We start from the raw sequence: 16715 nt of genomic DNA, 5'->3' as shown, positions 1-16715 counted from the left end.
GCTTAAAAGTTCGCCTTCTTTTGCGGGAAATCCTTCCCGAAAAATGCGCCGCACTGTTTTTGCCGGGGGCTTTGTGGTATACTTTCAGGCGGTGGGCTCTGTTTTTGCGGGGAGGAGCTTAATGGTGGGCAGTTACATATTTTAAATATAATAGCGAGAGGGGATTTGCCGATGGGAAGCCTCTTTGGCACCGACGGGGTGCGGGGGATAGCCAACCGCGAGCTTACCCCCGAGCTGGCCCTCAAGCTGGGCCGGGCCGGAGCTTACGTCCTCTCCGGGGGCAGGCCGGGAGCCAAGATGGTCGTGGGGTGCGATACGCGCCTCTCCTGCGACATGCTGGAAGCCGCCCTGGCGGCGGGCATCTGCTCGGCGGGGGTGGACGTGCTGAGGGTGGGCGTCCTGCCCACGCCGGCTGTGGCCTACCTGACCAGGGAGCTGGGTGCTGCCGGCGGGGTGGTCATCTCGGCCTCCCACAACCCCATGGAGGATAACGGCATCAAGTTTTTCGGTGCCAGCGGCTACAAGCTGCCCGACGAGGTGGAGGAAGAAATAGAGCGCCTGGTCTATTCCCTGGACTCCATTCCCCTGCCGGTGGGGGAAGGAATAGGGCGCGTACACCAGGTCGGCGACGCCGTGGACCGCTATGTGGCTTTTTTAAAGGGCACAGTGTCCTGCGATCTTGCAGGGTTCAAGGTGGTGGTGGACTGCGCCAACGGTGCGGCCAGCCAGGTAGCCCCCCGCGTGCTGCGGGAGCTGGGCGCGGAGGTGACGGCCATCTTTAGCTCCCCCGACGGGGCCAACATCAATGCCGGCTGCGGCTCCACGCACCCGGAAAAGCTGCAGGAGGCCGTGGTCTCGCACGGGGCACACCTGGGCCTGGCCCACGACGGCGATGCCGACCGCGTGGTGGCCGTGGACCACGCGGGGAACCTGGTGGACGGCGACCAAATCATGGTCATCCTGGGCCGCTACTTAAAGGAGCAGGGCCGCCTGGCCGGGGACACGGTGGTGGTCACGGTGATGAGCAACCTGGGGCTGGACCTGGCCCTGCAGGAAAGCGGCATCCGGGTGCGGCGCACCAAGGTGGGGGACCGCTACGTTTTGGAAGAACTCCTCCGCTGCGGCGCCAATTTTGGCGGGGAACAAAGCGGGCACATTGTCATGCTGGATTACACCACCACCGGGGACGGGATCTTAACCGCCCTGCATCTCCTGCAGGTGGTCAAGGAAAAAGGGGCTTCCCTGCAGGAATTGGCCGCCCAGATGGAGAAGTTTCCTCAAATACTGGAGAACGTGCCGGTCAGGGACAAGGAAAAGGTCATGAGCAGCCCTGCCCTGGCCGAGGCCGTTGCCAGGCAGCAGGAGCGCCTGGGTGCCCAGGGGCGCATCCTGGTGCGCCCTTCAGGTACCGAGCCGCTCATCCGCATCATGGTGGAGGCGAGGGACAGGGATTGCCTGCGGGCCGTAGTCGACGAACTGGTTAACGTCATCCGCTGCCTGGCCTAGCTAAATCTCCGGGAAAGGGGGGATGGGTACAAAAAGGGGCCGGTTTCCAGCCGGCAGACAACCTAAAGGTCAAGCGCCAGAACCCGCGCTTCCTGCGGGTTGACGAGGAGGGAGTTTATCGAAGTTTTCGGCGGATGCTCCCCGGTCGGGCCACGACCGTTAGCGGCACTACAAAACCGGCCGGCAACGGCCGGGACAAAGGGTGCCTGGTGGCCAGAGGGCAAGGGCCGGAAAATTGACGGGCAGGCTCTTAGAGTTGCCGTGGCCTTTTTGCGCCCCGGCATTTCTAATTATTGGATAAACTTGTTCCGTGGGGGTAAGCTTCATGTGTGGTATTGTCGGGTATTGCGGCCCTCGCCGGGCCGTTCCTATTTTAATTGAAGGCCTGGCCAGGCTGGAGTACCGCGGGTACGACTCCGCGGGCATTGCCGTGCTGGAAAACGGTGCGCTTGTGGTGCGTAAGAAGGCAGGCAAGCTGGCCGGCCTGGCGTCAGAGCTCAACGGCTATAACGGGGAGGCGAGGGTGGGCATCGGGCACACCCGCTGGGCCACCCACGGGTGCCCCACCGATGCCAACGCCCACCCCCACACGGACTGCCGCGGGCAGTTTGCCGTGGTGCACAACGGGATCATTGAAAATTACCTGGAGCTGAGGGAATGGCTGGGCTCCAAGGGCCACCGCTTTTCCTCCGAGACGGATACCGAAGTGCTGGTCCACCTCCTGGAGCACTTTTACCGGGGCGACCTCCTGGCGGCCATGTATCGCACGGTGGAATGCCTGCGGGGCTCGTACGCCGTAGCGGCCATCTCCCTCCTGGAACCGGGGAAAATTGTGGCCGTGCGCCAGGACAGCCCCCTGGTGGTAGGCCTGGGGAAAGGGGAGAACTTCCTGGCCTCGGACATCCCCGCCCTTTTGCCCCACACGCGCGACACCTACATCCTGGCGGACGGCGAAGTAGCCCTGCTCACTCCGCACGAGGTAAAGGTGTTCAACCGCCGCGGGGAGGAGGTAAGAAAGCCCCTTTACCGTGTGGACTGGGACGCAGCCCAGGCCGAGAAGAACGGCTTCCCGCACTTTATGCTCAAAGAAATCCACGAGCAGCCCCGGGCCCTGCGGAACACGTTGCACGGCTACCTGGCAAAAGACGGCGCGCGGGGCGTTTTAAAGGGGGTGCCCCTGGAGGAAAGCTGGCTGCGCGAGATCGACAAAATCTTCATCACCGCCTGCGGCACGGCCTACCACGCGGGCATCGTGGGCAAGTACGTCATCGAGCGCCTGGCCCGCATCCCGGTGGAGGCGGACATTGCCTCCGAGTTCCGCTACCGCCAGCCCCTCATCGACCGCCGCTCCCTGGTGGTGGTCATCAGCCAGTCCGGGGAGACGGCGGATACCCTGGCCGCCCTGCGGGAAGCAAAGCGCCTGGGCGCGCCGGTGCTGGCCGTGACCAACGTCAGGGGAAGCTCCATTGCCCGGGAGGCCGATTTCGTCCTCCTCACCATGGCGGGGCCGGAAATTGCCGTGGCCTCCACCAAGGCCTACACCACCCAGCTCTTGGCCATGTACCTGCTGGCCCTGCACCTGGCCGCCCTGCGGGAAACCATGTCTCCCGAAGAGGTGGGCCGCCTGGTGAGGGAACTGGAGGGCCTGGACGGGCGGGCCGAAGCCGTCCTGCAGAACGGGCACCTCGTCGAAAAACTGGCCCGGGATTACTGCGCGGCCAGCAGCATCTTCTTCATCGGGCGCGGGCTGGATTATGCCGTGGCCCTGGAGGGCAGCTTAAAGCTCAAGGAAATCTCCTACATTCATGCCGAGGCCTACGCCGCCGGAGAGCTCAAGCACGGCACGCTGGCCTTGATTGAAAAGGGCGTGCCGGTTGTGGCCCTGGCCACGCAAAAGAGCCTCTTCGAGAAAACCTTAAGCAACATCAAAGAGGTAAAGGCCCGCGAGGCCACCGTTATTGCCCTGACCATGGAGGGGCAGCGGGAGCTGGAAAAGGTGGCCGACCACGTTATCTACATCCCGGAAGTGGACCCCCTGGTGGCCCCCGTACTGGCGGTCATCCCCCTGCAGCTCCTGGCCTACCAGATGGCCGTGGCCCGCGGCTGCGACGTGGACCAGCCGCGGAACCTGGCCAAGAGCGTCACGGTGGAGTAGGGAGGGCTCCAAAAAGGGGGCATTTCCGGAGAACCTTCCGGAGAACCGGTGGCAGTAAAAAGGGGCGAGGATGGAAAACCTCGCCCCTTTTGTGCGGGTTACTTTTTAAAGAAAGCTCTGCCCCGGGGTGAGAGAGAAGTCTGCGTCTTGTAATAAGATTATGCGTCTTGTATGCTAAATAAAGAGGAGGTGTAGGGCTTGAACACAAGAAACATTGTTAAAACCACCGTTAGTCACCGTTACCAGACCGTTATTCCAGCCGGCATCAGGGAGCGCTATAATATCCGGGAGGGATCGCGTATAGCCTGGATCGACCAGGGAGGAGAGATAAAGATAATTCCCTTGCCCGCCGAACCGTACAACAGCTTCCGAGGTGCCGGAAAGGGAAAGGACCTGTTAAATTTACTGATGAAATACCGGGAAAAGGAACGGAAGGCAGATGAGTGACCTCAAAAAGTACGTGCTGGATACCAGTGCCCTATTGACCTATTATCAGGACGAAACAGGGGCTGAGCTGATCGAAGAGCTGTTTGCGCAAGCTTCTTCAGGTCGGGCAATTATTTACATTTCGTTTATGAGTATTTTTGAAATTGCTTACCTGGTGATGTCCAAAGAGAACCTGGATGAGGCCATTAAACTGGTTCTCCAGGTAAGGGAGTTGCCGCTGGAAGAGATTTGGCCTGACGAGGAGTTGCTTTGGTTGGCCGCCCAAATAAAAGCGAAGGGCGGGTTAAGTGTGGCAGATGCCTTTATAGCCGGTGTGGCCCGGAGTAAAGCTGCCACTTTGATACACCGGGACCCAGAATTCAACAGGCCTGATTTGGGTATTGACCAGCTGATGCTCCCGGCTGAAAATAACCCGTACTCTCCATAACCGGTGCGAAACTTTTTTGCGCCGGCCCCCGGTGCCAAGAGCGGCGGCCCTGTGGTCTGCCCATACCTGGCTAGTGCCTGTCGCTCCTCATCACAAAGCCGCCGCGGGAAGGCCCTACCCCTTAGGGGGTGGGAGGAAGTCAAAAATGATGGGCTCCTGTGATACATAATTTGGGGAAGGTGGGGTAAAGGAGCAGGAGCGGATGAAGCTAAAGGTGACTCCCGAGGACTTTGTGGTCAGGGAGTTGGCCCGGCTGCCGGTGAAGAGAAAGGGCCCCTACCGGCTTTACCTTTTGGAAAAGAAAAATTGGAACACCATCGACCTTCTCATCCGGCTGGCCAAGCTGCACGGCCTCCCCTACCGCCTCTTTAGCTACGGGGGCTTGAAGGACAGGCACGCCCATACCTTCCAGTACGTCACCGTAAAGCATGGTGCCGACCTGACCACGGAGGACAAGAATTTTTCCTTTAGGAGCATAGGCTACATGGACAGGCCCATGGGGCCGGACCTCCTGGAAGGCAACGAGTTTGCCATTACCCTGCGCGCGCTCGGTGCAGGGGAGGTGGCCATGATCTGCCGGCGGGTTGATGAGGTGAGGGGTTTTGGTTTCCCCAACTACTTTGACGACCAGCGCTTCGGCAGCATGGACCGCGACCTCGGCTTCATGGCCGAAAGGCTGCTCAAGGGGCACTACAACGGCAGCCTGCAAATTTACCTTACCGGCATTTACCCGGAAGAAAAAAAAGAGGCCAAGGAGAGAAAGCGCTTTTTCCGCGCGCACTGGGGGGACTGGGCGGCCTGCCTTTCCCGCGCAAAGACTACTATGGAGCAGAAGATTTTTTCTTTGCTTGCCCAAAAACCCAAAGCTTACGTGGAGGCCCTGCGCCTGATCCCCGGCGAAGAGCTCTCCCTCCTCTTCTCCGCCTACCAGAGCTTTCTCTTTAACGAGCTTTTAAGGAGGGTGCTGCAGGATTTAGGGCTTGAGCTTGCCGCCGTCCCCGGTGTGGCCGGGCCGTACCTTTTTTACCGCCGCCTGGAAAGAAGGGAGCTGGACTACTTGAAGTCCCTTGCCTTGCCGCTGGCCGCCAGCCGCATGGCTTTCCCCGACGCCAGGAGCGAGCAGCTTTTTGCGGCCATCCTGGAGGAGAGGGGCATCAAGCGCAGCGACTTTAACCTGCGCAAGGTCCGCCAGGCCTTTTTCAAGTCGATCCCCCGCCAGGCCATCGTCTTCCCGCAGGACTTCTCCCTGGAGCCGGCAGAGCCCGACGAGCTCTACCCCGGAAGGCAAAAACTGCGCCTTTCCTTCAAGCTGCCCCGGGGGAGCTACGGGACAATGCTCATCAAAAGGCTGACCGTGTCGTTTTCTACCTGACGGCAAAGGTTACCAGTTGCGGGAAGGCCACCAGCAGGAGGAGCAGCGCAGCGTAGCCGAGGAGGAAGAAGGAGGCGCCTTTAAAAATGGACATGAGGGGCACGTCGGGCATGAGCCCCTTGACCACGTACACCGTTACGCCTACGGGAGGGGTGATGGCTCCGGCGCTGGTGACGATGCACAAAACGACGGCCAGCCAGACGGGGTCGTAGCCCAGCTGGATTAGCGCCGGATAAAAAATGGGGATGGAGATAATTAAGAAACCTAGGGCGTCCATGAGGCACCCGCCGGCAAGATAGATCAGGAGGATGCCGGCGAGGATGAACACGGGGGGCAGCGGGAGGGAGGCGGCCCAGGCGGCCACCTCGTAGGGAAGCCTGGTGATGGCCAAGAAGCGCCCGAAGACCATGGCCCCCACGATGAGCGTGATGACCATGGTGGACGACCTGACGGTGCCCAGCAACGCCTCGCTCAAGTTCTTGGGGTTCAGCCTGCCCAGGGCGAGGGCCAGGATCATGGCCCCGAAGGCCCCGAAGGCTCCCGACTCGGTGGGGGTAAACCAGCCGAGGAAGAGGCCGCCCAGCACGAAGGCAAAGAGAAGGAGCGTGGGCAGCACCAGGGGCAGGGAGGCAAGCCTTTCCCCCCAGGTAGCCCGCGGGCCGGCGGGGCCGAGGGAGGGGTTTCTCCCGCACAGGTAGAGGACAATGCCCAAAAACAAAAGCGTTAACATAATGCCGGGGATGACGCTGGCCACAAACAGGTGCCTGATGGACTGTTCCGTCTGCAGGGCGATGACCAAAAGAACCGTGCTGGGAGGGATGATCACCCCTAAAGTGCCCCCGGCGGCCACAGTGCCCGTGCTGAGGGCTTGGTCGTATTTAAATTTGCGCAACTCGGGTAAGGCCATCGTGCCCATGGAGGCGGCGGTGGCCGAGTTGGAGCCGCAGATGGCCGCAAACCCGGCGCTGGCCAGGACAACGGTGGCGGCCAGGCCGCCCCTCAGGTGTCCCACCCACCTGGCGGCGGCCCTGAAGAGGTTTTCGTTTACCCCCGTGCGGAAGATGATCTCGCCCATTAAAATGTACAGGGGGATCACGCTCATGGAGTAGCTGGAAAATTGGTTCCACAGGTCCCCGGTAAGCACGCTGAAGGCTGCCGCCGGCGAGGCCACGGCTAAAAGGCCCAGGAAGCCCACCACAAACATGGCCAGGCTGATGGGCATGCCTAGGAACATCAGCAGGAAGAGGCCCAGTAGGCCCAGGAGAGCCGCGGTGACCAGGCTCATGATGGGCGCGCCCTCCCTTCCAGACATTCCTTTAAAAAGTCGGCCAGCAGGGCCAACGCCAGAGCGGCAAAGCCCAGGGCCAGGAGGAAGATCAGGGGGTAAAAGGGCAGTTGCAGCGTTTCCGAAAGGTTGCCGTTTCGGCATACCGTCAGGGCGTAGGCGCCCAGCTTAAAGGAAACGAGGGCGCCGAACACGGCGCAGGCAAGAAGGACGGCGCACCTGGTGCTCTTTTGCAGAGGGGCCGGAAGCCGCCTTACCAGGGAGTCTATTTCCACATAACCCCTGGTCACCTGCGTGTAGCCCAGGCCGAAAGCGGTGGTGAGGGCGGTCAGCCAGCCGACGACCTCCGTGGTCCCGGCAAAAGGGGTGCGGTACGCCCGCAGGACGGCGTTGGCCACCGTGAGGAGCACCATGGCGAGCAGGCAGCCGCAGGCCAGCCGGGCAAGAAAGAGGTTTAGGCTCTTGCTTGCGCGGTTTAAAAAAAGCGTCAGCTGTTCGGCAGCCGGTGCGGTGCAGGCTTCTTTGGCCGCGTGTTCTCTGGTCAGGGCCACGGAGAGCTCACCCCTTTTTTGCTTTTTTGCGGGGCACCCCAATAAAGGGTACCCCGCAACGGCGGCTTATTTCCCGCCCATTTCCTTGGTGTACTTTTCTTTTAGCTCCTCAAGGCGTTTCTTGTACTCCTCGGCCGGAAGGCCTTTGGCCTTTAATTCCGCCACGTACCTATCCTGCAGGGGGGCCAAAATCCTGTCCCAGGCCTCCTTTTCTGCCGGGGGCAGCGAAATTATCTGCAGGCCGTGCTCCTTTTTGCTCCACTCTAGGGCCTCCTTCACGTGGTTGTCCATGTACTCGCCCGTCCAGAGGGCTATCTCCAGGCTCAGGTCGTCGATCACCTTCTGCACATCCGGCGGCAGGGAGTTCCACACCTCTTTGTTCATCACCGCCACGAAGGAGGTTACGGTCATGGGGTAGTCGGTGACGTATTTGAGTTTTTCGGCCAGCTTTAGGTCCTTTAAGACCTCCCGCGAGCTCACCATGCCCTCAATGACGCCCGTTTGCAGCGCCTCCGGAACCTCGGCCATGGTCATGCCCACGGGGGAGGCCCCCAGCTCCTTGAGCACGGGGGTTAGGGCACCGGAGATTCTTATTTTTTTCCCTTTCAAGTCCTGCAGGCTGGCCACCGGCCTGGTGGTCATGAGGTAGGCGGGTTCCGTGGCAAAGGCGGTAATGATCTTGTAATCTTTAAAGGCTTCCGGGGGGAACTCCCGCACCAGTTCGTAAATTACCCGGCTGGCCACCTTGGCGTTGGGAAAGCCCGCGGGGAGATCCGAGATGCCCAGCAGAGGGAAGCGCCCCGGCTCGTAGGTAGGGCAGGAGAGGCCGATGTCGGCCACCCTGTTTTTAACCCCGTCGTACATATTCTGGGCGGTGAGCAGGGTTCCCCCGGGGAAAAGCTCCACCTTTACCTTGCCGTTGGTGCGCTTTTCCACCTCTTCCTTCCACTTTTCCATTTGCTTGGCCGGGAAGGTGTTGGCCGGAGCAAAAAAGGCATACCTCAGCACCACCGGCTTGCTGCCTGCGGAACCGCTCTCTTTTGCGGCCTTGCCGCAACCCGCCAGGAGCAGGGCGGCCAGGGAAAGGATCACCGCCACGGCCAGGCTTCTTTTAAGCGTCACGGGACGACCCCCCATTCTCGCGGTAATCAAAGACGCGCCGGCTTTTCTTTTCGCTGCGCGGCAGGCTGCCCTGCGGGACCACTTCCACCTCGCAGGACACGCCGATGCGGGCCTTGATCAGCCGCTGGCACTCCGCGGCCACCTCCCGGGGATCGTGGCCGGGAAGGCCCTCGACCCTGATGAGCATGTGGTCTCGCGCGTTCTGGCGGGTGAGGATGATCTGGTACTCGCTGGAAGCCCCCCTGGCGCTCTTCAGCACGTCGTCGATCTGCCCCGGGTAGATGTTGACACCCTTGATTTTAATGCGGTCGTCCGTCCTCCCCAGCACGCGGTCGATCATGGGGTAAGGGGAGCCGCAGGGACAGCGGTGGGGTATGAGGCGCGTGATGTCGTGGGTGCGGTAGCGCAGGAGAGGCATCCCCTCCTTGGTGAGGGTGGTGATGACCAGCTCCCCTTCCTCCCCCGGGGGCAGTTGCTTCCCGGTGTGGGGGTCGACGATCTCGAAGAGCAGGTGGTCGCTCCAGAAGTGCATGCCGAGGTGGTAGGGGCAGTCAATGGCAATGCCGGGCCCGTACACTTCCGTGAGGCCGTAAATGTCGAAGGACTCGATGCCCAGCTCTTCTTCAATGCGGCGGCGCATTTTCTCGCCCCAGCGCTCCGAGCCAAAGATGCCCAGGCGCAAACGCAGGCGCGGCTTTAAGCCGCGGCGGCTGATCTCTTCGGCCAGCACCAGGCCGTAAGAGGCGGTGCCAATGAGCACAGTGGTTTGCAGATCCAGCATCATTTCTATTTGCTTTTCCGTGTTTCCCGGACCCGTGGGCACGGCCATGGCCCCCAGGCGCTCTACCCCGGCCTGAAAGCCAATGCCCGCCGTCCACAGGCCGTAGCCCGGGGTGATCTGCACGCGGTCGCGCGGCGTTACCCCGGCCATGACCAGGCAGCGGCGCATCATTTCCGCCCAGGTATCCACGTCGTTCCTAGTGTAGGGAACGATCACAGGCTTGCCGGTGGTCCCCGATGAGGAGTGAATGCGCACCACCTCTTCCTCGGGCACGGCCATCAGGCCCAGGGGGTAGCCGAGGCGCAGTTCGTCTTTGGTGGTGAAGGGGACCTTTTCCAGGTCCCTTACGGTGCGGATTTCCCCGGGGCGGATGCCCGCCTCCTCCAGCTTCCGGCGGTAAAAGGGGGAGTTCCGGTAGACCCGCCCCACCATCTCCTGTAAGAGGGTTTCCTGTTGCTTGAACACCCGCTCGAAGTTAAACGCTTCCGTTTTTTCCAGAGGTACGGCCAACCCTTTTCCCTCCCTCTCCCAAATTTTCGGGGTCCAAAAGCAAAAACACCAGGCCGCTTGGCCTGGTGAGAAAAACCCTTGAACTGCCTTTGCCTCACCTCGGCTCGGCCCCGCTCCGCTCGCCGCTTTTGCTCCGGCTCTCCTTAACTACATTGATATAGCTTCGCCGTGCAAAAAAGAATTCCTCCCGCAAAGGGAAATTTTTTGCTCCTTTTGGGGCGCTGCCGGGGGTGATATAATGTCCTCAAACGGCGGCTCTCGGGGTGGTTTTCTTTTGCGCGGCCTTTTCTTTGGTAACCGCATCCTCTACCTGGTGTCCCTCCTCCTCGTCCTGCCCATTTTGCTCACCCTCTACATGCTCCACGTGATCCGGGCCAGCGAAAGTTCCCTGCTGGAAAACCAGAAGGCCAAGCTCAACCAAGCGGCATACATTTTAGACCAGAAGCTTGCCGTGAGCCTGGACAGTTACCTGGCTAGCCAGGGGCTGGCCGGCAGGCCTCCTCAGGAGCAGATCGTGGCCCTGGGCGCCTATGTTAACGAGAAGATTAACGAGGTGAGGGGCGAGCAGCCGGAGGTGCACCTGGGCCTGTACTATGCTCCCCTGCACGTCTTCTTTGACGGTACCGACCGCTACGATGTGAACTTTTCCCTCCGGCGCAAGAAGGCCTTTGAGGATACCATTGCCCAGCGGGCCAGCCTCGCGCAGACGGTGGGCCCCGAGGAAGGGGGCATCGTGGAGGTTTACCGCCCGGTAATCCGCGACGGCAAGGTGGAGGGCGTCATCCGCGCCGCCGAGTACCTTTCGGAGGTGGGATTTTACGGCCAGAGGCGCCACCTGGAGCTCATCGCCTACGCGGTCATTGCCCTGGTGGTCCTGGCGGGATTCGGCGGGGCCATCTACCTTTTCCGGGACCTGGTGTCGCAGGTGCAGTTTATCAAGCGGGGCTTGAGAAACCTGGAGGAGGACCTCTCCCGGGTCATGCCCAAGGCTTCCGGGGAACTGGGCGAGATTGTGGAGGGCATAAACCGCTTTGCCCGGCGCATTGCCGAGCTCAACCTCTACACCGAAACCATGCTGGCCGTGATTGACGAGGCCATCGTGGTGGTGGACGCGCAGGGCAGGGTGGTGCTGGCCAACAAGCTGGCCCGGGAGCTTTTCTCCCTGCCTGCGGGGGCCGAGCAGCAGGAGGCGGGAGGGCTTGCCGCCATGGCCACGCCGCTGGCCCCCTACCTGGAGCGGGCGCTCAAGGAGGAGAAGGAGTCCCGCGACCTGATGCTCAGCATGGGCAACGGGCAGAAGGCACCGCGCCACCTGCTGGTGAGCGTACTGCCCCTGAAGACCCCCGGGGGCCAGTTGCTGGGCGCGGTGGTCAACTGCCGGGACCTGACGGAGCGCATGCATCTGGAGGAAAAGGTGCGGCGCCAGGAGCGCCTGGCCGCCCTAGGCAGGCTGGTCACGGGCGTGGCTCACGAAATAAGGAACCCGCTGACCACCATCAGCTGTTACATCCAGCACTGGCTGCAGGATAACAGGCCCAGCGTGCAGGCCTTGTCTGCCGTGCAGCGGGAAATCTCCCGGCTGGATTACCTGGTGGAGCAGTTGCTCTACTTTGCCAAGCCCGCGGAGGCCCGCCTCGCGCAGCGGGACCTCAACGTGTTTGTCCGGGAGCTGGTGGGGTTCTTCAGGGAAGTGCACCAGAGCAAGTACCACTTCCTGCTGGACCTGGACGTGCAATTGCCTCCGGTCTGGATGGACGCGGAGCAGATGGAAAGGGCCGTTTTAAACATTATCTTTAACGCCATGCAGGCCATGCCCGAAGGCGGGGTAATTACCATCAGCACCGCCTACCTGCCCGAGCGGCAGATGGCGGCCCTCTCCGTGGCCGATACCGGCTGCGGTATTCCCAAGGAAAACCTGGTGCACCTCTTTGAGCCCTTTTACACCACCAAGCCCAAGGGCACGGGCTTGGGCCTGGCCATAGCTTACGAGATAATCCAAGCCCACGGGGGGCAGATAGAGGTGGAGAGCGAGGTGGGCCGGGGCACCAAGTTCACCATATACCTACCTGAAGCGGCAGGGGTGAGATGATGGAGGAGCTGGTTCTGGTAGTGGACGACGAGGAAAGCGTGCGCAAAAGCTTGCGGGACATTCTCTCCTCCCACGGCTACCGCGTGGATACGGCCCGGCACGGTCGGGAGGCCCTGGAGAAAATTGCCTCCCTGGACCCGGCGGCGGTGGTCATGGACATCCGCATGCCCGACCTGGACGGCATCAGGGTGCTGGAGCTGGTCCGCGAGAAGGGTCAGGACGTCCCCATCATCCTCATTACCGCTTACGGCTCCACGGAGACCACCATTGAGGCCATGAAGCTGGGGGCCTTTGACTACCTCCTGAAGCCCCTCTCTATAGCCGAACTCCTGGAAACTTTAAAGAAGGCCATCGAGATCCGCCGCCTGACCAGGCAGGCGCCTGCTGCGGGGCGGGAGGTGGCCGCCCGGGAGGACATCATGATCGGCCTCTCCCCGGTCATGCAGCGGGTGTACAAGACCATCGGGAGGGTGGCCAACTCCAACGCCACGGTGCTCATCCGCGGCGAGACCGGCACCGGCAAGGAGCTGGTGGCCAGGGCCATTCACTTCAACAGCCCCCGTAAAGACAGGCCCTTCGTGAAGGTCAACTGCGCTTCCATCCCGGAAAACCTCCTGGAGAGCGAGATGTTCGGCTACGAGAAGGGGGCTTTTACCGGGGCGGTGACCTCCAAGCCGGGCAAGTTCGAGCTGGCCCACCGCGGGACCATCTTTTTGGACGAGATTGCGGAAATGTCGCTCTCCCTGCAGGCCAAGCTGCTGCGGGTGCTGCAGGAGCGGGAGTTCGAGCGCCTGGGGGGCACCGAAACCATCAAGGTGGACGTGCGCATCATTGCGGCCACCAATAAAGATTTGGAGAAGTGCATTGCCGAAGGCACCTTTCGCGAGGACCTTTACTACCGCTTAAACGTGGTGGACATCTACCTGCCACCGCTCAGGGAGCGCAGGGAGGACATCCCCGTGCTGGTGGAGCACATGATCGGGCTGTACAACGCCCAGTACAACAAGCAGGTGGTGGGCTTTACCGAACAGGCCATGAAGCTGCTCCTGGAGTACAACTGGCCGGGCAACGTGCGGGAGTTAAAGAACGTCTGCGAGCGGGCGGTATTGATGTCCACCGGACCCTACCTGACGGTGGAAGACCTCCCCTTCCGCATCCAGAAAAGCTCCCGCCGCCTGCACTGGCTGGCGGAGCTGAGCGGGGATTCCTTTAAAGAAAAGGTGGCCGAAGTGGAAAGGGAGATCATCCTGCGGGCCCTGGAGGAGCACAACTGGAACCGCTCGGCAGCCGCCCAGGCCCTAAAGATGAACCGGAGTTCTCTGTATATGAAGATGAAGGAGCTGGGCATTATCGACCACTGATGGGGGGGGTGACTAGGAGTGCTGCCGCACAAAGCCCGGGACATCATGATACCCTTGGAAGAGCTGCCCACCATTGAGGCCGGGGCCACCTTGTACGAGGGCATCCAGGCACTGCGGCAGTCTTTCCACCGCCAGGGAAAGCCCTGGCACGGGCACCGCATTTTAATCGTCCTCGATGCCGAGGGCCGGCTGAGCGGCATTTTGACCCTGCGGGGAATCCTCATGGCCGTAGGGCTCTACGACCTGCTCAACGACCCGCTCTTCAGGGCGGAATCCTGGAGCTGGTACTTTCTGCAGAAGTTAAAAGAGGGTTCCCTATTGCGCGTGTGCGATGTCATGCGCCCCCTGGAAGTGGCCACCGTGCAGGCGGATGATGAAATAATGGACGTGGTGAGGGCCCTGTTAAGGCACGGTGTCAACTCCCTGCCCGTTTTGGAGGGCGGGCGCCTGCTAGGCGTAGTGCGCACGGTGGATGTGTTTAAAGTTCTCAGCGCACACTTTTTAAGCCTGAACCCTCCACCTTGTGAATAAGATCCCGATAACATGGAAGACGGCCCGGAGGGGGTACAACTGTCGAAAAATTCAACAAGCGGCCCCTGCGCCGGGGGCCGCGGCTTGCCCGCTGCCGCCCCACTGTTGAGGAATTCACCAGGCCCCTGATGATAATTTCGACAAGTGAAAGTGCCCCAAAGCACGAGAGGCCCGTTTTTATGGGCCTTTTGTGCTTTGTGTAAAAAGGCACAGGCTTTGCACCCTCCTGAACAATAAAAAAGGCGCGGCAGAAAGGAGGGGGGGATATGAGTAAAGCGCAGCCCAGGCCGGTAAAGGAGGCCGTAATATGGGGTATAATTTCCCTGGCGGCCTACCTCCTGGTCTTTTTGAACCAGGGTGCAGTGATCAATTACTTTGCCCAGGGAGGCGTGGCCTCGCTGGCCCTCATCGCCACGGCTATAGCCTTTTCCCTCATCCACGGGACCTTTGCCAACTACTTCTTAGAATCCCTGGGTATCCGACCGTTAAAGAAAGGGGGGCATTAAAGTGTGGGGTAAAATGAAAAGCAAGCTCTTTGCTATAACCACCCTGGCCGCCCTTTTCCTGCTCTGCCTCCCCTTAATTGCCGAGGCGGCAGGGGAAAACCTGGGGCCGGGCGACATGGTCAAGCAGTTCGTGCAGCTGGATGCCTGGAAGGTACTCTACCTGTTTTTGCTGGGCTTTCTCGGGGGGCTGATCAGCGGCTTCATTGGCTCCGGCGGCGCCTTTGTGCTCACCCCCGGCATGATGAGCCTGGGGGCGCCGGCGGCCATTGCCGTGGCCAGCAACATGTGTCACAAGTTCCCTAAGGCCCTGGTGGGGGCCTACAAGCGCTACAAGTACGGCCAGGTGGATGTTAAGCTGGGCGTGATCATGGCCACCACGGCGGTCATCGGCGTGCAGCTGGGGATCGGGGTGCAAAAGGCCATCTTTGCCAAGTGGGGGGCGGCCGGCTCCAACCTCTACGTGAGCCTGGTCTTTGTGGCCGTGCTTACCTCCCTGGGCCTCTACATGCTCTACGACGCCCGCCGGGCGGCCAGCATGCAAAAGGAGGACACCACCTCCCGCCTGGCGGAAAGGGTAAGGAAGATTAACATCCCGCCTATGATACACTTTAAAGTAGCCAACACGCGGGTCTCCTTCTGGATCGTGGCGCCCATTGGCCTGGGCACCGGGATGCTGGCGGCCACCATTGCCGTGGGCGGCTTTATCGGCGTGCCGGGCATGATCTACATCCTCGGCGCCCCCGCCATTGTGGCCAGCGCCACGGAGCTGGTGGTGGCCTTCCTCATGGGGCTGACCGGAACCATTACCTGGGCCCTGGGGGGGTTCGTGGACATCAGGCTCGTCCTCCTCATCCTGGCCGGCTCGCTCATCGGCGTGCAGCTGGGCGCCGTGGGTACCACCTACGTGAAAGAGTACATGATTAAAGTGGTCATGGCCACCATCATGCTCATCGTGGCCGTAAGCAGGGGTATAGCCATACCCACGTACCTCCACGAGCTGGGCCTCCTTTCCCTCTCCCCAAGCACCATCGGCGTCCTCAAGAATACCAGCTTCATCGTCATGTGCCTTGCCCTGGCCACCGGGGGCGTGATTATCCTGGGCAACATGTGGAAGAAGAAAAAGGAGGTCGGTGTGGAAACGGAAACGGTGGCCGCAAAGGTATGAGGTTTTGCCGGAAGGAGGAACCGGAGATGCAGGACGATGGGAGTGGCCGGAGCCGGAAGAAGCCGCCCCTGCTGGGGCATTTGGAGGAAGCCTTTGCCTTTGCCGAATTGCAGCGCGCCCATCCCGACCACACGGGAGAAGGGGTCGGGTTGACGTTAGGGCTGGCTCTGGCCCTGGTGGCGTGCCTGTTTCTGGCGGTGTTCTTGGCCGGGTAGACTTTCCGCAAAGAAGGGGAGTAAAAAGGCTCTCCTTCTTTACTTGGACGGCGGGGTGAAAAAATGAGCGGTCCGGATCTCGTGCATTACCTGGAAGAGTTCCGCAGGGAAGTAAAACTGGAAAAGGAGCAGCTGGGCGTCCTGGAGATGTTTGTAAAATGGATGCAGAGACAGGAAGGGGAGAAAAAGGCCGCGGGTGCCAAAAACTGGGAGGGCCTCCTGGAGGATATTTACCGCCGCGTGGAGAACTACCTCTCAAAGCGCGGCCTGGCCGTGCAGTGCTGGTCGGCGGCCCGCTGGGGAAAGCCAAACGGCTCGGCCCTCTGCCTGGTGCCTTCCCACTGGCGGGAGGATATTTTCTACCGCCTCTGCCGCACCCAGCTGCGCAAGGGGCCCTTTTCCGGGAAAAAGATCCTCCTGGCGGAGCTGGTTTTGGACGGCCACAAGCACAGCTTTTTCCTGCCCTTGCTGGAGCACCTCGCCGCCATGGAGCGCCGCCTGGGGCACCGCATCGAGCGCGAGTCGCCCCGTGTGGAGCAGACGGGCAAGTACCGCTTTCGGCTGTGCTTTCCCGTAGGTGAGGAGGGCCTTACAGAGTACGAGCGCGAAAAAATTGCCCGCACGGTGGCCGACTTCATCCTCATCAGCGGCGAGTACGTGGAAAGGGCAAGGGACGCCAAGACCGGTTAGCG

General features: G+C 61.2%; 16 protein-coding genes. 12 read left to right on the top strand and 4 right to left on the bottom strand.

Translation table 11 applies throughout. The annotated features are described in order from the left end of the window. Window positions 1–171 precede the first annotated feature (171 nt). The 5 genes from glmM to truD all read left to right on the top strand — a co-directional run bounded on the left by glmM (window position 172) and on the right by truD (window position 5907). Window positions 172–1506 (top strand): phosphoglucosamine mutase, encoded by a 1335-nt coding sequence (glmM, locus tag G454_RS0104135; protein ID WP_027717585.1) that lies wholly within the window; start codon window positions 172–174, stop codon window positions 1504–1506. A gap of 325 nt (window positions 1507–1831) precedes the next feature. Next, on the top strand, window positions 1832–3661 hold the full coding sequence (gene glmS, locus G454_RS0104130) for a glutamine--fructose-6-phosphate transaminase (isomerizing) (RefSeq protein WP_027717584.1): 1830 nt from the start codon (window positions 1832–1834) through the stop codon (window positions 3659–3661). Window positions 3662–3859: 198 nt separating this feature from the next. Beyond that, window positions 3860–4108, top strand: a complete 249-nt coding sequence (locus G454_RS0104125) for an AbrB/MazE/SpoVT family DNA-binding domain-containing protein (protein ID WP_027717583.1) — start codon at window positions 3860–3862, stop codon at window positions 4106–4108. 13 nt (window positions 4109–4121) lie between these two features. Next, window positions 4122–4535: a PIN domain-containing protein gene (locus G454_RS17660; protein WP_169719306.1), complete on the top strand. Its 414-nt coding sequence runs from the start codon at window positions 4122–4124 to the stop codon at window positions 4533–4535. A 202-nt stretch (window positions 4536–4737) separates the two neighbouring features. Further along, window positions 4738–5907 carry a tRNA pseudouridine(13) synthase TruD gene (truD, locus tag G454_RS0104115; RefSeq protein ID WP_027717582.1) on the top strand — a complete coding sequence of 390 codons (1170 nt, stop codon included), beginning with the start codon at window positions 4738–4740 and terminating at the stop codon, window positions 5905–5907. Here truD and G454_RS0104110 read toward each other — a convergent pair. The 4 genes from G454_RS0104110 to G454_RS0104095 form a co-directional block, all read right to left on the bottom strand. Then, window positions 5900–7192 carry a TRAP transporter large permease gene (locus G454_RS0104110; RefSeq protein WP_027717581.1) on the bottom strand — a complete coding sequence of 431 codons (1293 nt, stop codon included), beginning with the start codon at window positions 7190–7192 and terminating at the stop codon, window positions 5900–5902. The genes truD and G454_RS0104110 overlap by 8 nt on opposite strands. Further along, a complete protein-coding gene (locus tag G454_RS17655; RefSeq protein ID WP_156896660.1) occupies window positions 7189–7743 on the bottom strand; it encodes a TRAP transporter small permease in 555 nt (184 codons plus the stop codon). The genes G454_RS0104110 and G454_RS17655 overlap by 4 nt, the downstream gene beginning before the upstream one ends. Before the next feature lie 66 nt (window positions 7744–7809). After that, entirely contained in the window at window positions 7810–8865 is a 1056-nt protein-coding gene (locus G454_RS0104100) for a TRAP transporter substrate-binding protein (RefSeq protein WP_211229948.1), read from the bottom strand. After that, window positions 8855–10156, bottom strand: a complete 1302-nt coding sequence (locus G454_RS0104095; protein WP_027717579.1) for a phenylacetate--CoA ligase family protein — start codon at window positions 10154–10156, stop codon at window positions 8855–8857. Before G454_RS0104095 ends, G454_RS0104100 begins: the two co-directional genes overlap by 11 nt. A gap of 274 nt (window positions 10157–10430) precedes the next feature. Here G454_RS0104095 and G454_RS0104090 point away from each other — a divergent pair, with 274 nt between their 5' ends. From G454_RS0104090 to G454_RS0104060, 7 genes are all read left to right on the top strand, one after another. Further along, a complete protein-coding gene (locus G454_RS0104090) occupies window positions 10431–12245 on the top strand; it encodes an ATP-binding protein (RefSeq protein ID WP_027717578.1) in 1815 nt (604 codons plus the stop codon). Next, window positions 12245–13606, top strand: coding sequence for a sigma-54-dependent transcriptional regulator (locus G454_RS0104085; protein ID WP_211229947.1), 1362 nt, complete (start codon window positions 12245–12247; stop codon window positions 13604–13606). Before G454_RS0104090 ends, G454_RS0104085 begins: the two co-directional genes overlap by 1 nt. A gap of 18 nt (window positions 13607–13624) precedes the next feature. Beyond that, the gene (locus G454_RS0104080; protein ID WP_027717576.1) at window positions 13625–14137 is read left to right on the top strand and encodes a CBS domain-containing protein; all 513 of its coding nucleotides are present in this window, start codon (window positions 13625–13627) and stop codon (window positions 14135–14137) included. A 266-nt stretch (window positions 14138–14403) separates the two neighbouring features. After that, window positions 14404–14643 (top strand): hypothetical protein, encoded by a 240-nt coding sequence (locus G454_RS17650; protein ID WP_051275853.1) that lies wholly within the window; start codon window positions 14404–14406, stop codon window positions 14641–14643. A gap of 13 nt (window positions 14644–14656) precedes the next feature. After that, window positions 14657–15808 carry a sulfite exporter TauE/SafE family protein gene (locus G454_RS0104070; protein ID WP_245574305.1) on the top strand — a complete coding sequence of 384 codons (1152 nt, stop codon included), beginning with the start codon at window positions 14657–14659 and terminating at the stop codon, window positions 15806–15808. Between the two features lie 26 nt (window positions 15809–15834). Further along, window positions 15835–16023: a hypothetical protein gene (locus tag G454_RS0104065; protein ID WP_156896659.1), complete on the top strand. Its 189-nt coding sequence runs from the start codon at window positions 15835–15837 to the stop codon at window positions 16021–16023. Between the two features lie 63 nt (window positions 16024–16086). After that, window positions 16087–16713 carry a hypothetical protein gene (locus G454_RS0104060; RefSeq protein WP_027717573.1) on the top strand — a complete coding sequence of 209 codons (627 nt, stop codon included), beginning with the start codon at window positions 16087–16089 and terminating at the stop codon, window positions 16711–16713. Window positions 16714–16715: the final 2 nt, after the last annotated feature.

It is taken from the genome of Desulfovirgula thermocuniculi DSM 16036 (genome assembly GCF_000429345.1).
Lineage (GTDB): Bacteria > Bacillota > Desulfotomaculia > Desulfotomaculales > Desulfovirgulaceae > Desulfovirgula > Desulfovirgula thermocuniculi.
The sequence above is the reverse complement of the archived record's forward strand: the minus strand, read 5'-3'. Positions and strand labels throughout refer to the sequence as shown.